The 18,438-nt window shown below is 58.0% G+C and carries 13 protein-coding genes and 1 tRNA gene; 3 read left to right on the forward strand and 11 right to left on the reverse strand.

The window, feature by feature from the left end; all coding sequences use genetic code 11:
* Positions 1 to 2 precede the first annotated feature (2 nt).
* The 3 genes from HY795_07205 to HY795_07215 all read right to left on the reverse strand — a co-directional run bounded on the left by HY795_07205 (position 3) and on the right by HY795_07215 (position 4,648).
* The gene (locus tag HY795_07205) at positions 3 to 1,310 is read right to left on the reverse strand and encodes an AAA-associated domain-containing protein (GenBank protein ID MBI4805007.1); all 1,308 of its coding nucleotides are present in this window, start codon (positions 1,308 to 1,310) and stop codon (positions 3 to 5) included.
* 3 nt (positions 1,311 to 1,313) lie between these two features.
* On the reverse strand, positions 1,314 to 3,017 hold the full coding sequence (locus HY795_07210) for an ABC transporter permease subunit (protein MBI4805008.1): 1,704 nt from the start codon (positions 3,015 to 3,017) through the stop codon (positions 1,314 to 1,316).
* Positions 3,018 to 3,097: 80 nt separating this feature from the next.
* Entirely contained in the window at positions 3,098 to 4,648 is a 1,551-nt protein-coding gene (locus HY795_07215) for a DUF2867 domain-containing protein (GenBank protein MBI4805009.1), read from the reverse strand.
* Between the two features lie 122 nt (positions 4,649 to 4,770).
* Between HY795_07215 and HY795_07220 the strand changes: the two genes are divergently transcribed.
* A tRNA-Pro gene (locus HY795_07220) sits at positions 4,771 to 4,847 on the forward strand.
* A 194-nt stretch (positions 4,848 to 5,041) separates the two neighbouring features.
* Positions 5,042 to 7,051, forward strand: a complete 2,010-nt coding sequence (locus HY795_07225) for a PAS domain S-box protein (protein ID MBI4805010.1) — start codon at positions 5,042 to 5,044, stop codon at positions 7,049 to 7,051.
* On the opposite strand, the gene HY795_07230 is transcribed toward HY795_07225, so the two are convergent.
* The 8 genes from HY795_07230 to HY795_07265 all read right to left on the reverse strand — a co-directional run bounded on the left by HY795_07230 (position 7,052) and on the right by HY795_07265 (position 15,769).
* Positions 7,052 to 7,858 carry a PilZ domain-containing protein gene (locus HY795_07230; GenBank protein ID MBI4805011.1) on the reverse strand — a complete coding sequence of 269 codons (807 nt, stop codon included), beginning with the start codon at positions 7,856 to 7,858 and terminating at the stop codon, positions 7,052 to 7,054. It abuts the gene before it with no gap.
* On the reverse strand, positions 7,855 to 8,298 hold the full coding sequence (locus HY795_07235; GenBank protein ID MBI4805012.1) for an ATP-binding protein: 444 nt from the start codon (positions 8,296 to 8,298) through the stop codon (positions 7,855 to 7,857). Before HY795_07235 ends, HY795_07230 begins: the two co-directional genes overlap by 4 nt.
* Positions 8,295 to 8,645 carry an STAS domain-containing protein gene (locus HY795_07240; protein ID MBI4805013.1) on the reverse strand — a complete coding sequence of 117 codons (351 nt, stop codon included), beginning with the start codon at positions 8,643 to 8,645 and terminating at the stop codon, positions 8,295 to 8,297. The genes HY795_07235 and HY795_07240 overlap by 4 nt, the downstream gene beginning before the upstream one ends.
* A gap of 71 nt (positions 8,646 to 8,716) precedes the next feature.
* Complete coding sequence (locus tag HY795_07245) at positions 8,717 to 9,763, reverse strand: endoglucanase (protein MBI4805014.1); 1,047 nt, start codon at positions 9,761 to 9,763, stop codon at positions 8,717 to 8,719.
* A complete protein-coding gene (locus HY795_07250) occupies positions 9,756 to 11,447 on the reverse strand; it encodes a glycosyltransferase (protein ID MBI4805015.1) in 1,692 nt (563 codons plus the stop codon). Before HY795_07250 ends, HY795_07245 begins: the two co-directional genes overlap by 8 nt.
* Positions 11,402 to 14,362: a tetratricopeptide repeat protein gene (locus HY795_07255; GenBank protein MBI4805016.1), complete on the reverse strand. Its 2,961-nt coding sequence runs from the start codon at positions 14,360 to 14,362 to the stop codon at positions 11,402 to 11,404. The genes HY795_07250 and HY795_07255 overlap by 46 nt, the downstream gene beginning before the upstream one ends.
* 37 nt (positions 14,363 to 14,399) lie before the next feature.
* Entirely contained in the window at positions 14,400 to 14,894 is a 495-nt protein-coding gene (locus HY795_07260; GenBank protein MBI4805017.1) for a tetratricopeptide repeat protein, read from the reverse strand.
* 164 nt (positions 14,895 to 15,058) lie between these two features.
* A complete protein-coding gene (locus tag HY795_07265) occupies positions 15,059 to 15,769 on the reverse strand; it encodes a tetratricopeptide repeat protein (GenBank protein MBI4805018.1) in 711 nt (236 codons plus the stop codon).
* A 1,204-nt stretch (positions 15,770 to 16,973) separates the two neighbouring features.
* Here HY795_07265 and HY795_07270 point away from each other — a divergent pair.
* Positions 16,974 to 18,438: autotransporter-associated beta strand repeat-containing protein (locus HY795_07270; GenBank protein ID MBI4805019.1), on the forward strand; the 1,465-nt coding region annotated here is incomplete at its 3' end.

Genomic DNA, 18,438 nt, shown 5'->3' on the forward strand with positions numbered 1-18,438 from the left:
GGTCATGCCGCCTTGTCCGTTGAAGACTCCGGCTCCAGACTCAGGATGCCTGTATCGTCCTCATAGGCCAGCACCGTGGCGTAGCGGCCCCAGGTGACGGCCGTTTCCAGCTGCTTCTCCGCCTCATGGGGGGGGAACTCCAGTTCCAGGGCCATCTGGACCACATCCCACTTGAGCTGATGCTTGTCTGATTTCTTAAGAAGCGTGAGCAGCCACTGGAAAAACGGCAGCCTGCGGATGCGGCTGGCGAAGATCTCCTTGCGCGCGCCAATGGACGCCTCGGCAAAGGTTTCTCCCAGGGTGGTAAGGGCAATATCGCCCTTGCTGACCACTCCCATGCCCAGAATCTCGGCCGCTTCCACCAGGGGAAGCACATCGTCCACCTCCATCTGGAATTCGTCGGCCAGCCGGTAGATGTCGGCGGTGTTGCCAGGGCTCAGGTCGATATGCTCCACAAGGCCGAACAGGTCCGAAAGCTCAATGTGCGGCAGGGGGCGCGTCCGGCCAGGTGCACCCGGAGCGGAGCCGTGTTCGTCGGCCTCGGGCAAGGTCTGCCCGGCCAGGATGGCGAACACCTTGTCCACTATTTCAAGAAACTCCCTTGACTTGCGGTCCCTGGGATGAGGCAAGCTCACCGTCAATTCGGCAACCACCCGCCCGGGCTCCTTGTCCATCAAAACAATACGGTCGGACATGAACACCGCCTCTTCGATGTTGTGCGACACCATGAGCAGGCTCTTGGTGGGTATGGCCCCGGTGGTCCACAGTTCCAAAAGCTCGCCGCGCAGAGCCTCGGCGGACAAGGGGTCCAGGGCTGAGAAGGGTTCATCCAGGCAGAGAAGCTCGGGCTCGATGGACAGGGCCCTGGCAAAACCAACCTTCTGGCGCATGCCGCCTGAGAGCTCGCGGGGATAGGCCGTCTCGAAGCCCTCCAGGCCCACCCTGTGGAGCATGTCCAGGGCACGGCGTCCGCGCTGCTTGGGCGTAACACCACGCGCCTTGAGGGCCACTTCCACGTTCTCCTGTACGGTGAGCCACGGATACAAAGCAAAACTCTGAAATATTATGGATGATCGAGGGTTTACGCCTTTGAGCTGCTCGCCCCGGTAGATCACTTCGCCAGAGGTGGGGGGCTGCAGCCCAGTGATGATGCGCAGAAGCGTGGACTTGCCGCAGCCAGAAGGGCCAAGCAGGGAGACGAACTCGCCTTCTCCGATATCGAGTTCCACATCGGAAATGGCGGTGAACTGCCGGTCGCCGATTCCGTAGACCTGCGAGACGTTTTTCAAGTGCTGCAAGACTTCGAACATGGTTTACTCCATGACGTAGCGTTCGGCGGCAAGCCGATAGAGCCTGCGCCAGAAAAAACGGTTGAACCCGACCACAGTGCCCACCATGACCAGGGTGGCTGCCAACAGCAGTGGGTAATCCCCGGCGGCCGTGGCCTGGGCGATGATGGAGCCAAGGCCGGTGGTTGTGACGTACTCACCGCCAAAGAGCACATACTCGGCAACAATGGAGGCGTTCCAGGCCCCACCCGTGGCCGTGATGGCTCCGGTGATGCAGTAGGGAAACAGCGCGGGAAGATACAAGGTCTTCCAGCGCTCCCATCCTTCAATCTTAAGGATGGCGCTCATGCTAATGAGTTCCTGCGGAATGGCCGAGGCTCCGGCCATGATGTTAAACAGCAGGTACCAAATGGTACCCATGAGCATGAGAAATACCGAGGCAAGAGCCAGACCGCCCGGCAGTTTGAGCAAGCCCAGCAGCACCACGGGAAAAAGCGCCGTTGACGGGATGGAGGCCAGCACCTGTACCACGGGCAACAGCATGTTGGACATGCGCTTGTTGAGCCCGATCCCAAGCCCCAGCGGCAAGGTAATGGCCAGGGCTATGACGAGCGCCGCCCACACCCTGGCCAGGGTGGCCAGAAGCCCCAGGCCGATCTCGACCCATTTTGCAGCTCCAACCTCGCTCAGCATGCCCACGCCCAGGAAGGCCCCGTAGCCGCCCCCGGCCATCACCGCCAAAGTGAACAGCCGTATGCCCCAGCCTCGTCCGGAGGACGTCTCGCTTTCCACGGGTTTTAATTTGAGGAACAGGGAGTCCACGCATTCCATTGCCGGTTCCAGGCATTTCTCGAAAATCCAGCCGACCAGGCGCGAGGCTCGCAGGGAATTGAGGAACCAGGACGTGGCATGTTCTTCGCTGTCCTGCATCTGGAGCTTGAACCGCTCCGACCAGGCAAGAAGAGGGCGCCACACGAAGGTATCCAGACAGATGATCACCGCCAACAGCGTGCCCACTCCCCAGGCAATGGCCTGCATGTCGCCCTTGGAGGCCGCCTCCTGGAGGTAGGCCCCGAGCCCGGGCAGGCGAAAATCCTTCTGCCCCACCGTGAACATTTCCGAGGCCATGAGAAAGAACCAGCCACCGGCCCAGCTCATCATGGAATTCCACAACAGGCCTATGGCCGCAAATGGCAGTTCCAAAACCCGAAAGCGCATCCACTTGTTGAAGCGAAATATCCGCGCGGCCTCCCGGAGCTCTCTGGGGATCGTGGTCAGCGACTGATACCAGGCGAAGGTCATGTTCCAGGCCTGGGAGGTGAAAATGAGCACTATGGAGGAGAGTTCAACAGCCAAGCCAAGTGGCAGGACGGCGGCCAAACTCAGGATGACCACGGGCAAGAACGACAGGATGGGTACGCTCTGAAGGATGTCCAGGATGGGCATGAGCACCACCTGGGCCTGTTTGTTTCGGGCAGCGGCGGTACCATAGAGGAAGGTGAAGAGCAGGGACAATACGTATGCAGCGAACATGCGCCCAACGGACAAGAGCGCGTACCAGGGCAGGCTGGCTGGATCGGTGGTGATAGCCGGCCCGTCCACCACGTCGGGAGATTGGGCGGCAAGGCGAACGCCAGCATACACCAGGACGAAAAAGGCCAGGAGGACCAGCCCGTCAGCCGCCGACACCCCTTTTCTGGCGGGAAGAGAAGTTTGAAAAACGCGCATGTGCCCCCCTTTCAAGGCCTTGCCCGGCTACCCCCAGTGCGGCCAAAAAGCAAGCGTGGCAAGCGGTTGTGACTGAAAAGTCACACGCTGCGCGGAGGCGGAGAACATTTGCCTGGCACTGTGGGCGTGAATCTATAGGGCCCTTTGACAATCCGAGTCCCAGCAGCTTGCGCTAGCCCTTTGACCAGACCGGTGAACAAAATCATATGGGGCACAAACATGCCATACCAGTAGATGAGCCCGGCCAGGCCCCTTGGCTGGAATCTGGCAAGGAGGGTGAACTGAGTCCCGCCAGCATCGGGGGCAAGCGAAAGCTCCAGGGCCGCCTCGCCCGGAGACTTCATTGCTGCCAGGAGCACCAAAAGCCGGGGTGGCTGCGCTTCCCACACCCGCCAGCAGTCCACCGCGTCGCCCGTCAGCAGGCACTTGGGGTCGCGCCTGCCAGGCCCCAGACCAACTCCTCCCATGAGGCGGTCGACCAATCCCCTCAACGTCCATAAGATATCCGCGAAATACCAGCCCCTTTCTCCACCAATGGCTTCCAAAGCTGGCCATACCTTTTCCGGAGGCGCCTGGAGCAACGCCTTGTATCCCATCTCGTAGACCGCGCCCCCGGAGTATGGCGCGTCGCCGCACACCAGCCACTCAGGAGCCTGAACCAGGCCGGCATCCGCCCAGCATGTGGGAACCAGCCTGTCTTTGAGATCTCGCCTGGCGGCCTGGAAGGTTTCCCGGCAGCTCTGCAGCTTCAGGGGAATGATTTCCCGGATTCGGTTGTCCTGGCATATCACCTCGTTACGCAATCCTTCTATGAGGGGGGAGGCCACCGAAGGAGCCACCGGAGTGACCAGGCGCACCCAGAACTTTGACAAGCCGGGACTCATAAGGGGTACTGGTATGATGATCCGCCGACGCAATCCGGCCACTTCTGCGTAAAGTTGAAAGAGATCCTCGTAGGTCAGGATGTCAGGGCCGCCGATGTCATAGGTTTGTCCAGTGGTCTCAGGGTGCTCCAAGCAGCCCACCAGATATTCGAGCACATTGCGCACGGAGATTGGCTGGCATTTGGTGCGCACCCAGCGGGGGGTAAGCATCACCGGCAGACGCTCCACCAGGGAGCGCAGGATCTCGTAGGAAGCGCTGCCCGCCCCAAGGATGGCCGCTGCCCGCAGATACGTCACGGGGACCGGTCCGGATGCCAGGGCTTTCGCTGTTTCCAGCCTGGAGCGAAGGTGGTGCGACAGCTGGTCGGAATCGTTGCCCAGCCCCCCCAGATAGATAATGCGCTCCACGCCCGCCTCGGCACAGGCCTTAGCGAATGTTCGGGCGGATTCCAAATCAGCTTCGGCAAAATGCTGCCCGGCCGATCCCATGGAATGAACCAGGTAGTACGCGATCCGGCATCCTTCCAGAGCCGCGCACAGGCTTTTCAAATCAAGCACGTCGGCCCGGGCCAGTTCACACCGGGGGTGGGAAGCCCAAGGGCGGCAAGCCAGCTTTTCCAAAGACCGGGCCACAGCCCGCACGCGCCAGCCGCGCTCCAGCAGCATGGGGGCAAGCCTGCCCCCCACATAGCCAGTGGCACCTGTTACCAGTATAGGCGCTTTTTCCGTACTCAAGGGAGTCTCCATAACGTCGACATACAGGGAAGAGGCAACATCGGTCCACCCCGAGAATGGATTAATTGGCCAACGTGTGAAATTCCGCGTTGACACGTACGCCCCCCAGCGGTAAAGGAGGGTCCCTTTCGCGTCGGGATGTAGCGCAGCCTGGTAGCGCACCTGAATGGGGTTCAGGGGGTCGGAGGTTCAACTCCTCTCATCCCGACCATAAAGATCGAGGGCTTACGGTGACAAACCGTGAGCCCTTTTTCTTTGGTAAAAATCGCTGGTCACACAATTAAATGAGCCCCACCCGAGCCTCTAGGACGTTAAAGGCTGACGCGGCCTTTTCTTTCCACCTCAGAGTCTGGTAGTGAACTCTCGACCGAGTTCCGTGTCACTGTGACATCATGAGGGCGCACGATGCAATTTCCGCGGGAAGCCAGCCTCTCCGATCACCTTTTTAGCGTCATCAGCGCTGCAACTCACGTCTCCATAATTGCCACGGATCAAAGCGGGATCATCACTCTTTTCAACGTCGGCGCCGAGAACATCCTCAAATACACATCAGAGGAGATGGTTGGGCTTAAAACTCCGACGGAATTTCACTTGGATTCCGAAGTCACAGCCCATGGGGATTATCTCTCGGAGAAGTTCGGGAGACGAATCGAAGGGTTCGACGTGTTCGTTGAGTTGGCCAGACAAGGCAGCTACGAAGCCCGCGAATGGACATACGTCCGCAAGGATGGCTCTCATGTCCCTGTGCTGCTCACGGTAACCGGCATTCCGGATGGACAGGGAGGGTTCAAGGGGTTTCTCGGCATCGCGGTCGACATCTCGGAACAAAAAGAAAACGAAGCCGCTTTGCGGCAAAGCGATGCCAGGCTCCGACTGTTCGTTGAGCACACCCCGGCCGCAGTGGCTATGCTCGACCGCGACATGCGCTATCTTCTTGTCAGTCAACGGTGGCTCAAGGACTACGGCCTTGAAGGCCAGGTGGTTATCGGGAGATCCCACTACGATGTATTCCCCGATACTCCGCGACTGTGGAAGGATATGCATGTCCGCTGCCTTCAGGGCGAAACTTTTCGGAACGAGCGGGACGTGTTCATGCGTCAGGACGGTTCCGTGGAGTTCCTCCGGTGGGAAATGCTACCCTGGTACGAGACTCCCGAGTCGGTAGGCGGCATGCTGATAATGAGGGAGATCATCACCCAAAGACTTCAGGCCGAGCGGCAACTCCAATACAGCGAAGCGAAGCTGAACGCCTTGGTGAACACCGCCGTGGACGGGATCATAACCATCCAGGGTGACGGGACCATCGAATCCGTGAACAATTCCGCACTTGGTATCTTTGGGTATTCACAAGAAGAGTTGATCGGACAAAACGTCAGCCTCCTCATGCCCGAACCAGAGAGCAGCAACCACCAAACAGCTATCAGAAATTATTTAAACACGGGCAAGGGGACAGTGGTTGGTTTGGGGGGGCGTGAAGTGTTGGGTTTGCGAAAGGATGGCTCCACTGTGCATCTTGAGCTTGCCGTCAACGAGATGCGCGTGGGCGAAGCCCGCATGTTTACGGGAATTCTCAGAGACATCACCGAAAGGGTGAAGGCCCGGGAGGACTTGCGGACAGCCAACGCATTGCTTGAGGAGAAACAGCGCCGCTTGGACGCGGACCTGTCGGCTGCCTCAGTAATACAACGAGCTCTCCTGCCACTATCGCCATTCTGGGAGGATAGGCTTGACGTTGCCTGGCGGTTCGAGCCGAGTTCCGCACTCGGCGGAGACATTTTTAATATCGTAGAACTTGATGGCAGCCATGTGGGCGCCTACATCATGGATGTCAGTGGGCATGGTGTTCCTTCAGCCCTTGTCAGCGTTCTGGTTCACCAGGCGATGTTGCCTGGCGTGGGGATACTGACTCGCTCGGCCCCCGGGGGGGGGGGAGTTTCCATCGTCTCCCCAGGCGAGGTGATGAGAGTGCTCAATTACGAAGGTTATTTCGAGCGTTTCGAGAAGTTCTTCACCATGTTTTACCTCGTGCTCGACATCTCCACTGGAAGTTTTGAGTACTGCAATGCGGGGCACCCTCCACCCTTGTTTATGAAAAATGACGGCAACTTGACCTTTCTTGCCGAGGGAGGGCCAGTCATCGGGGTAGATGGAGAGGAGCCCTTTCGTGTGGGAAGTGGCGTCCTGAGCCTGGGTGACTGCCTTCTTCTCTACACGGACGGGTGCCCCGAACATATGAATCCCGCAGGCGAACAGTTCGGGGAGGTGAGACTTAGGGAAAGCATGATTCGATCCTGTGGCGACACTGCGGAATCTCTTGTCAGGGAGGTAGGCGCGGCAATGGATGAGCATGGACGCGGCAATGCCTATGAAGATGACGTATCGCTTCTGTGCCTGAAATTATTACGCTGCGAATAACTACAGGGTGCTACAGTACACCAGGACGAGAGAATTGTAGCTTATATACAGTTTGTTCTCGAGTTCTTTGATGGCATAGAGATACTGCATGGCAAAGCTGTCGGTGTATACGTTCTTGAAAAGCTCGATATACATTTCGGGCTCCACTGCCTGGCGCAACTCCGCAAGATCCACGACAGCGCAGGCGTCCTCCAATGAATCCTTGGCCTGAGCCATTTTCTCGTGAAAAACAAAGAGATGGTCGGCGTTCTTTTGCGTTCTGGCGATTATGTCGTCAAAAACGAAATCCCGGAACTGTTTGTACTCTTCGTGGGAGAGATCCGAAATACGTGAGAAGAACGCGGACAGATGCTTGAGATAAATAAGACATCCCCGTTTGAGCAAATACGCGTCCTTGGCAATCTTCGCCAAAAGCGATCCCCTCGACTCGAAAACCGTAAGATCAATGGCCAGTTGCCTGGAGCTTACAGAGAAGAAGACCGGATAACTGAGTGGTCTGGCCTGGTCCATGATGAGGCCGACAATCTGTCCCTGGCCATCCTCATCGGGCTTTTGCCAGGCGGCCACACCTGAATAGAGAACCTTACCTTCAAGCTCGAAAGGCACATGAAGGTTGACTCTCTCCCCCTGGTGAATCCGTTCGCGACCCAACACCCAGCTGGGAATCGCGATTTTAACCCCTCCCGGGCTCACATCCTGGATAAGGTAGTCGAAAGGCTGGTAGTCCGTCCCCCTGGACCCGAAAAAGGGGAGGACGATGGATTCAATGGGGAGGCGGGCTTCCCGCCGAGGCTGGAGATCGCTCACGGGATGTTCGGGCAAGCGTTGTCGGATTGTTTTTCCATGGAAAGAACATTGTACTCACCATGCCTCTCGTACCGAACGCTGTCCATGATGTCGTGTATGATGGCCATCCCGCGCCCGCTGGTTGCCAACGGTTCCCGGGAGCGTTCCTGGTCGACGTTCAAGCCATCCTCAATGTGCGTTCCCCTGTCGCGAATGGTGAAACCGATCCGTCCTGGCCGCAAGGAGATGCCAAGCTCTATGGATTCTCCTTCGCGCTCCTTGAGAGAATGAATGATGGCGTTGTTGAGCGCTTCGCACACCGCCAGTTCGATCAATACCGCATCGTCTTGTATGAAGAGTTCGAACCCGCTTATAGCGCGCACGGAAAGGCCCACCAGGGCAACGTGTTTGAGTTGCGCCGGGATGGTGATGGTCAAGGTTCGGGCAATGTCCGCAGTCATGCTTTTCTCCCGGCAAGCGACTTGAGCGCCTCATCTCTGCTTTCGAAAATCCGGAAAACTCCCCGGTCCAGACGGGTGACAGAAAAAATCTTCCGTACGCTTTCGCGCAGGCCGAAGAGCGCCAGAGCCCCATCGCCTCCCAATGACTTCACGCACGAGATGAGCGAACCGAGACCGCTGCTGTCCATGAAATCCAAGCGCGTAAAATCTAAAAGAAACAGGCTGTTACCCTTGTTTATCAGATCGATCATTTTGCCCTTGAAAACAGGTGCTGTTGCAGCGTCCAGGCGCTGGCCGATCAGCTCGACCACCATTACCCCATCGATGAGTGATTCCCTGGTTTCCATGAATACACACCTTCTTGTTGCTCCAAGTGTTTTGACCGGAGAGGCCAGGACCACTTAGCTTGAACTGCTGGTTATTTGAGCCTTGAGCGCTTCAACGCCGCGAGAATGCTCGCCGTTCCCGAGTCTGTTTTCCCGTTCACCAATGTGGACATGGATGAGCCGGTTCCCGTCATAAGCCGCCAATCCACTTCCTTGTCCGCTTCGAACCAATTGAACGAGACCAGATTCCAGGCCTTGGCCGTATCAAGGGCATCATTCACCCAGACGGCCTTGTCGCCTCCTAAGGCGGCCGAGGCCGTCTCGAAGACCATCACGGGCTTGCCAGGAGCGAAGGAGACAAGTTCGAGACGGATTGGGCCGAAAATGTCCGCGAAGCTTCTGAACGTGCTTTCCCAGCCGTGCTTTTCCCTGGTCTGGGTTGTCCCCCAATTATAGCCGTCCATGCCCACCACATCGACCACATCGTCTCCTGGGTAGTACGCTTTGGCTTCATTCCAGCCGGCGTTGTCGCGCCTGGGGTGAGGCAGGGACTCCGCATTGGGGCAGAAGGCGAAAAACACGTTGTGTGCCCCTACCTCCCGGAATCTTTTCACCACATACCGGAACATCTCGCGGTAGCGGGCAGGACTCTGTGGCCCGTAGGATTCTTTTGGCCCTCCCCAATGGTAGCGCTCTAGGTTCATTTCGTGGGCGAAACGGATCATTAGGCTCTTTTGGTACTGCTTCGCGTTCTGAGCGAAACGGTCGATATACATGTCGTAGCGCCCGGAAAGGATGTCGCGGGCGTCGATGGCCACCTCTTTGTCTTCCTCGATGAACATGGGCTCCCAGGTAATGCATGGCAGGGCGTTGGCCTGGCTGATGGCCTTTACCGACTCCAGCGGGAATGGTGAACCGTCCGGATTTTTTGGCCATTGAAGAAAGAAGGTCACCATGCCCGGGGTTATACCGGTCTGGTTGCGTAAGACCTTGAGTCTGGCCGAATCGATAGGGTAGCCGTCCAGAACGAAGCCGAAAGAGGGTTTCGCCTCACCAAGTGCCCACGAGGGGATCATGATATGTGCGGCAATAGCTACAACGGCAAGCGTGCGTACAAGCCTCGCCCGGAGGTCAATCATGCCTTTGTACCTCCGGATGGTTGAAGTAGAGCACGGAAGAGAGGATGGCCAGATGGTACAGGCACCACATGCAGTTGACTAGGATGGCATACACTGGCTCGCGCTCGAAATACGCCCGGTTGAGTCCATAGGCCACCGCCCCGGCCGCAGCCATGCAGGTGAGCACCTGGGGCCACAACGCCCGTAGCGGCAGAGACGAGCTTCCGCCTTTGGGAGTCACTCCGAAACTGCGCTTGACGCCAAGAATACCAAGCAGTGATGCCTGCATGTACACTGGGAAGGCCAGCGCCTGGAGAACGATGCCTATTCCCATCTCGGCTAGTCCGTATCTGCGCTGAGTAAGGGTGAAGATGAAAAGCGATAAAGTCAGCAGGATATAGGGGAAGAAGAAAAGGAAATATATTTCGGGCCGCGCGAAATAGCTTGGCACCTCCAGAAAAAGATACAACACCGGGCAAAGAATCATGGTGAAGAGCACCCAGCCTACGAAATAGTGCGTTCCTGAAAGGAAGTACTCCCACCATTTCGCTCCAGGAAGCCTGCGCGGGTTTCTTAAGAACGCAAAGAGAATCTCCCGGAATAGACCAACCGTGCCGTGTGCCCACCGGAACTGCTGCTTGAAGTAGGCGCCCAGGTCTTCAGGCCCCATGCCGAAGGCGCAGATCTTGTTGAGATAGGCCGAAGACCAGCCTCCAAGGTGGAACTTGAGGGAGGTGGCGAAGTCTTCGGTGACGGAGCTTTCCTCAAAACCTCCGACGGACGAAAGGGCTTCGCGGCGGAAAATGACGTTGGTGCCGCAGCAGAACATGGCGTCCTGCATGCTTTTTCCTTCGCATATATACTCATAGAACACTGCCTGCTGGAGCCCCGCAGCCCTGGCCACCCGGTTGGTTTCGAAGTTCGTGTAGTATTGGGGCGTCTGGATGAAGGCCAGTTTGGGGTTGGCCTCCATGAACGCAACAAGAGGTTCGACGAAGTCGGGGAAGGGGTTCTGGTCCGCGTCGAAGACGATGATGTACTTTTCATCGCGGTCCTTGGGTGCGTCCTCGAAGCCGTAGAAGGTGAACCCCTGCCTATCTTCTCCCTTCAGGAACGACAGGAAGTCATTGATCATGCCTGCCTTCGCCCCTCGCCATGCCCGCCGGAACATGTTTACCCCGATGCGTTCGCACAACGCTTCCACACTCTTGCGGTAGGCAGCCATGGCGGCCGGATCTTGTCCGGGCCGGTCGTAGCGGGTGTCGTCGAGGAAGTAGATGCGCTTGTTGGGGTAGGTCAGGTTATAAAAGCAGGTGAGAGTGTCCTCGATGATGCTCAAGGGTTCATGGAACGAGGAGACGATGATGGCCACCGGAGGGTATTCGTCCAAAGGGGGGACGTTGTCGGGAGAATACTTTTGGCCTGAAGGCTTGGAAATCACATGATACAGGTTCAGGAAGTAACCGAAGGCGTGGGTCATGGTGAAGGCTTCAGCCAGCAGCAAAAGAGTGGCCAGGGACTTCTCATACCAGAGATAGTCGGCCTCCAGCAGGAGCGCGGTTCGCACCATCAGGTAGAGGAACGTGGCGATCATGCACGCCAGAAGCGCCATGCTCACCAATGGTCCGAGAATCGTCGCGGCTTTCGACACGCTTCCTCCTAGAACCTGTATGTCAGCCCGGTCCAGGCCCCCAGGGCGTCCCATTGCTGGGAACGGTGGATCAATCCCTTGAGGCTTAACGACCATCGGTCGGAAAAGTCATTCACGTACTCAGCTTCCAACCGCCAGAACGGATTGTTGTCGGTGTCTGTACCGCCGGAAAACTGTAGGCCGTAGAAATGTTGCCGCGCACCGCAGAAGAAATCCTTGGCCAGGTCGTGGCGCCAGCCAAGCGTCATGGCCCCGGAGTAGTACCGTTGCGGGGTCCAGTAGGGATGGATGATGGTGATCAGATTTCCGTCCACGTAGACGAACTTGTTCATATCCCGGGTGTCGCGGTATTCGCCGGTGGCGGTGAGCTTCAACTCGTGCGGATGATCGGTGAGGGTGACCCCGGCGTCGGCCTTGAGATGCGTCCCCTGGTTGCCATCACTGTAGTTCTGGTAGCGGCCCTGGAAGGAGAACTCCACGCGCCGGGTGGGCTGCAGCAGGACACTCGCGCCCCAGTTGTCGATCTGTATGCCCTGGGCGAGGCTCATGTCGTTGGTTATCTCGTCCGTGCGTTGGTAGAAGACTGCCAGTCTGGCCACGTCGCGCAGGTTGGCTTCTATGCGCGCCAGCCCGGAATACAAAGGGCGAAGGCCTGCATCGAAATACTGCTTGTTGGTGAAGGAAAAATCACCCGAGAGCCATTGGTTCACCTTGCCACCCGCCCCGACGGTCTGACCCTCGGCCAGGTAGGAGCCGTCGAAGCGGCGTACCGGTATCCGGGTTTGCCCTTGCCCCTGACTCTGCTGGGCTTCCTTGGGAGTCTTTGGGTCTTCCAACCAGAGGTTCTGGGCCGCACGGAGATAGTAGCGGCCCTCGATGGGGACATTGACCTCCATATCCCAGCGGTAACGCGTGATCTGGGCCAGGCGTCCTGATTTGCCGTCCTCGTCCCACGCCGAAAAGCTTGCCTTGACAGACGTGGCGTTTCGCCAACGCAGCCGGTCCACTGCCTGGCCGGCCATGGTGTGCCGGGGGTCGACTGCCAGGAGGCGCCGGTAGGTGGCTTCCTCCTCGTCGCACAGTCCCAGGGCGCAGGCAGCCTGGGCTCTGTCGAAAAGGGCCTCCTGGTTGCCGGGCTCAATAGAGAGGAGTTTGTCATTGGCGTCTTTGGCGTTTGAGAACCGGCGTTCAAAGCCCTCCATCTTGGCTGTGCGTTCAAGTTCGGCAGATTGACGCACTTTGTCAGGGTAGTTGCCCTTTTCCAGGGAGGAATACAGGGCCACGGCTTGAGTTGGCTTTTTGCCCCATACGGCCGTTCGCGCTTCCTCTCGAAGCGGAACTGGATCCTCCGGCCTCATACGGTGCAGAGCGTCATAGGCGGCCAGGGATTCGTCATAGCGTTTTGCCCAGCCAAGCACTCGGGCCCTTGTCAGGAGAACCTTGGAGACGCCGGGGTTATCCTTGGCGAGTTGGTCAAGAATCGCCAGCGCCTCGCCATACCAGCCTGTTGTGGCAAGCAGTTCCGCCAGGCCCATCTGGGCTTGGAAATTTTCAGGATCCCGTTTCAGAGCTTTTCTATACAGGCGTCCGGCCGCTTCAAAGCGGCCATCGGTTTTCAGTTCCGAAGCGAAGGTGCTCAGACCCGAAGAATCGTCCGGAAGCACGGAATCTTGTTCCCCTGAGATCTTCCAGACTGCCCAGGGATCTGGCGGCTCCATACCAGCCGCGCGCCGGTAAGCCGCAACCGCCTGTTCCGTCTGTCCCTTGCGTTGAAACAAGTCTCCCAGACGGCTGAAGTCCTCCGGGACGGCTCCGGGCCTCTCGGTTGCGGCTGACGCGGCGATCAGTGCGCCCTCCAGATCGCCCGAATCCGATTTGGCCTGCGCTTCCAATCGAAGGGCATCCACAAATCCCGGGGCTCTCTGGGACATACGTCCGGCAAGTTCCAAGGCGGCTGACGGGTTCTTCTCCAGAAGACGCAGCTTGGCCAACCCGGCCAGGGATTTCATGTCGTTTGCATCAGTCGAGAGAAGCTTGTCATAGAGAATAGCCGCTTCCTCGTACCTTTGCGCTCCACTGAGCACGGAAGCGAGCTTGAGGCTCAGTTCACGCGCATTGCCTCGGGTGGCGATTTCGGCTCGTACGGCATCTTCGGCCCGGTGGAAATCGCCCCAGGCGATGGACCGGTCGCCGTGTACCGCCCTGGCTTTTCCGGTTGGATCAAGAATTTCAGCCCGTTCAAACAACCCCCTGGCATCCTTTGCGTGCCCCATCCCTGCCTGGATGTCTGCCGCAGTCAGGAGAATATCCACATCATGAGGTCTTTTCGCCAGCAGCCCGGCAACCAGTCCGGCGGCCTGCTCCCGGTTCCCGGTGGCAGCCAGGGCCTGGGCAAACAGAACAGCTACTCCAGTGTCCTCAGGTTTTACGGCATGCAGGTGCCTGAGAAGTGGCAATGCCGCGCGCTGCCTCCCGGACCAACTGAGGGCCTGGGCCAGTTTCAGTTCAAGGCCTGGCAGGGTGGGTTTGAGTGAATACGCCTTGCTATAGGCCTGGACTGCACCTGGAATGTCCCCTGAGTAGAGCCTGATGTCCCCAAGCAGGCTCACGCTCTCGGGACGAGGGGTCGAGCCCAGGGTGATAGACTCGAGCAGTTTGAGCGCGTCCTGGTAGCGGCGCATCCTGGCAAGAACATCGGCAAGTTCTAGGATGGCTCTGGAGTCTCCGGGAGAGGCGGCAAGCACCCGGCGGTACTCGGTTACGGCTTGGTCCAGTGTGGATTCATTCCTCGAAAGCAGCCGGGCCAGCTCGAACCTGGCTTCGGTGTCGTTAATCTCATCACCCGCGGGCACGAGACTATCCGTCTGCGCAAGTGCCGGCACGTCTGGGCATACCGGTCCCAGCAGCAATGCGGCTACCAGCACTCCTGTTGGAAGCCCGAAAGGATATGACCATCTCTTAACGTTCACGGTATCCTTCTAAGAATCCAATCACCTAAACAGATTTCTATTGCCCCAGGGAACGCCGGAATTCCCGGATAGCGTCCTGCTGTTTGCCCGCCCACGAGAGCACCTGGGCGTACCTGCGCCGCACCTGTACATCGTCCGGCAGAGCCTCAAGAATCTTCTCGTAGAGGGCGATGGACTCGCCATACCGCTTGGTCCAACTAAGCACCTCGGCCAAACGGAGCCTTACGGTTTGGTCGTCCGGCGCGGCCTTGAGCAGCTCCCGGTAGATGGCCTCCGCTTTGGGGTAGTCCTTGCGCATGACAAAGAGATCCGCCATCAGCATCTTGTCCTCGCCGGACAGTTCTCCGGGCGAAAGGGTGTCCAACAGGGCTCTGGCCTCCTCGGCCTTTCCGCTCCACATGAGCACCCTGGCCATTTCCGCCTTGGCTTCAGGCATGTCGGGCTTTTCGGCCAGCACCTTGCGGTATTCCTCCACGGAATCACCGTAGCGCTTCACGTAACTCAGGAGACGCGCCAGTTCCAAACGGGCCATCCAATCCGGGATGTCTCCCGAGGACTGAGTGACACCAGGAGATTTTACGCCTTGGGGTTTGACTCCGGGAACCTGCGCAAAAACACTGCTCGCAACGAGAGAAATTACAGCAAGTAGCACTACGATTGAGATGCATGTGCGGCACGCGGAGCGCATTAGAGCGTTCATGGAGTCTTCTCCAGGGCTTTGCGGTATTCGGTGATGGCTTCTTCGAAGCGCCCGGCAGCGGTGAGTATCCTGCCAAGGACAATCCTGGCTTGTCGATTACCGGGGTCGCGCTCCAGAACCGGACGGCAGATGTCTTCGGCCGCCTGGATCCGACCGCTCCAGGCCAGAAGCTGGGCCAGCCCGAGGGAGGCTCCCGTGTCGCCTGGATAGGTGGTCATTACTTTCCGGTAGAGCTCTTCCGCTCCCTCAATGTCACCGGCACGTGCCTTGAGTTCGGCAAGGTACGTGGCGGTGGGCTCAGACGAGAGAACGGCCTCCCCGGCACGGCTCAAAGCGTGCAGGGCTTTGCCAGGCATGCCGTACTGGTCGTAGATCCCGGCAGCGGTATGGAGCATGTAGGGAGTGAGTTTGGATTGTGAATCTACTAGGGAATCAAGCACGGCCCTGCCAGTTGCCTCATCCCCGGCGAGAAATGCTGCACGGGCGAGTTTGAGAGCCATACCCGGGCGGAGTTGACCGGCTGACGCGGCGGTCCGGAACGCCTTTTGCGCGTCTTCGACGCGTCCCTTCTCCCAAAGGGTTTCTCCATCTCGAAACGCCACATATGAGACGTTGACGTATCGATACGCAAACGTGGAGAGCAATGCCGAAACAATAAGCAGGGAAACAAAGGAGAGGGTCTGAATGCTCTTGGGAGCGTTTTTCATGATTTCGCCATCCCCTCACGGTTCTGCTGAAATATAATTGCGAGCTCCAAATCAAGGTTACTACCATTTGGGGCGTATGACAACGCATAGTGCATGTTACTTATGATTGAAAACCGACTTACCTTTCCAAGTCCAGTTCCAAATAAGGGTAGAGTTCGATCAAAAAGTGAGGAACTTTTCCAGAAAAAGTCCAGAAGCACATTATCGCCTGCCACGAGAACATTACAACTACTATTGTCATGATTGCCCAGCGAACCAGGAGGGTGGAATTGGCCGCCTCTGGCTACACGGGTATCGCCATTTCAGTTGGATGTTCTTTGACGCCGGCCAACCATCGGTGAGCCCATATCCAGTCTCCGGGCGTGTCCCTCTGTCGGCATCGTTCGCCAGAGAACTTGCCGTCCCTTCCACTGAGGCAGGCACACGAGATTGAAACTGCCGGGTTCATCAGGCTTCTTCACAGCTTTCCTAATATGGATCCATGGGTCGTAGATTCAACACCTTTCATCCCAACCATGAAGACCACGGGCTTACGGCGATCAACAGCAGGCCCTTCTTTTTTGTCCTTCACAAAGCACACAAAGCGTTTCTTCACTGACAATCCTATTTGAACGACCACCAATATATAGATAAATGGAATGCATACAGCCTATATATACCGTGCTCCTGTTATTTTCCCCTGCAAAATGATTTGCAGTTCGGCAGCTCAATTCTGCTCATCATGCACATCTTCTCCCATCAGCAAGGTATGATTGGAATTATTTACTTGCAATCTTAAATATAGTTGATAACGATCCGAGCACTTCAGCCGTAAATAGTTGTGAGGGCTATGAAAGAAGTAGGTTCTCCGGACGGCGAAGGCTTGTACTTGCTTCAGCGTGTCCGATTATATTCTAGCATTGTCCGGTTTGGCCAGGTTCCCTGCCATTCTCTTCTCGTCCTATTCGCTTTCTTCTGCCTGACACTAAGCCTTACCCACCAAACATCCTTCGCAGCCGAGATTGTAATCAACAGCGGGACAACAATATCCGCTAGCACAGAGGGGGATATCGGCACCATAGGAGACAGCCTACGATTCAATGGCGGAGCACTGGAGAATACCGCAACTTTCACTTCGCCACGAACAATTGCATTGAACCCTCTTGGTGGAACTGTTGTAAACGATCCTTCAACAACGCTTACACTGTCTGGCGTCATTTCTGGCGTGGGTGCCCTTACCAAAACTGGAACAGGAACACTGACACTCACCGGGGCCAATACATACTCCGGAGGAACCACACTCAGCGCCGGCGTGGTGGTGATGAACGCCAACAACCGGCTGGGTACGGGCTCTTTGACACTTAACGGTGGGACTCTGCAGACCACCGCCACCTTCACCTATGCGCAGGGTGTGGCCCTTGGCGCGTCCGGCGGCACCATCAACACCAACGCCTCCACCGTCCTGACCGCCTCCGGTGTTATCTCGGGCACCGGAAGTTTGACCAAGGCCGGGACAGGCACACTGACCCTCTCCGGGAACAACACCTATTCGGGGGGTACCATCATCAGCGGGGGAGTGGTGGCTGTAAACGCCAGCAACAGGCTGGGCACAGGCGCAGTGACCCTGAACGGCGGCACACTGCAGACCACAGCATCGTTCGCAGCAACAAATAACTTCGCACTGGGAGCTTCCGGCGGCACAATCAACACCAACGCCTCCACCACCCTCACCCTCTCAGGCCTTATCTCGGGTGCCGGGAGTTTGACCAAGACCGGCACGGGCGTCCTCTTGCTCTCAGGTGCCAACTCCTACACGGGGACCACCGCCATTACCGGCGGAATTCTACGTCTGGGAACGTCCAACGCCCTACCCGCCTCCACCACCCTCACCCTTTCCAACACAGCCGGAGTTCAGTTGGACCTGAACAACAACAGCCAAACCATCGGCGGGTTAAGCGGCGGTGGCACCACCGGCGGCAGCGTGAGCCTCGGTACGGGGACACTCACTGTGGATTCGGCTTCGTCCTCAACCTACGCCGGTGTTATCTCCGGCACAGGCAGCCTGATTAAAAGCGGAACCGGGACACTGACCCTCTCCGGGACCAATACCTATTCCGGCGGCACCACAATAAACGCGGGAACACTGGCCGTGAACTCCAGCGCCAGGCTGGGCACGGGCGCTGTAACCCTGAATGGCGGGACACTGCAGAGCACCGCAGCATTCACCGCCACCCAGGCCGTGGCCCTGGGCGCTTCCGGCGGCACCATCAACACCGGGACCTTCGCCCTCACCCTCTCAGGCGTTGTGTCAGGCTCCGGCGTCCTGACCAAGACTGGAACCGGGACACTGACTCTCTCCGGGGCCAATACCTATTCCGGCGGCACCATCGTCAACGCTGGCACGCTGGCAGTGAGCGCCAGCAACAGGCTGGGCACGGGGTCCCTGACTCTCGACGGCGGCACGCTTCAGAGCACCGCAGCATTCACCGCCACCCAGGCCGTGGCCCTGGGCGCTTCCGGCGGAACCATCAACACCGGGACCTTCGCCCTCACCCTCTCAGGCGTCGTGTCAGGCTCGGGCAGCCTGACCAAGACCGGCACGGGCACACTGACCCTCTCCGGAACCAACTCCTATTCCGGAGGAACCACCGTCAGCGCGGGCACGGTCTCCGTGAATGCGGACGCGGCAC

The sequence above is a fragment of the Desulfovibrio sp. genome, assembly GCA_016208105.1.
In the GTDB taxonomy this organism is placed as follows: domain Bacteria; phylum Desulfobacterota; class Desulfovibrionia; order Desulfovibrionales; family Desulfovibrionaceae; genus Fundidesulfovibrio.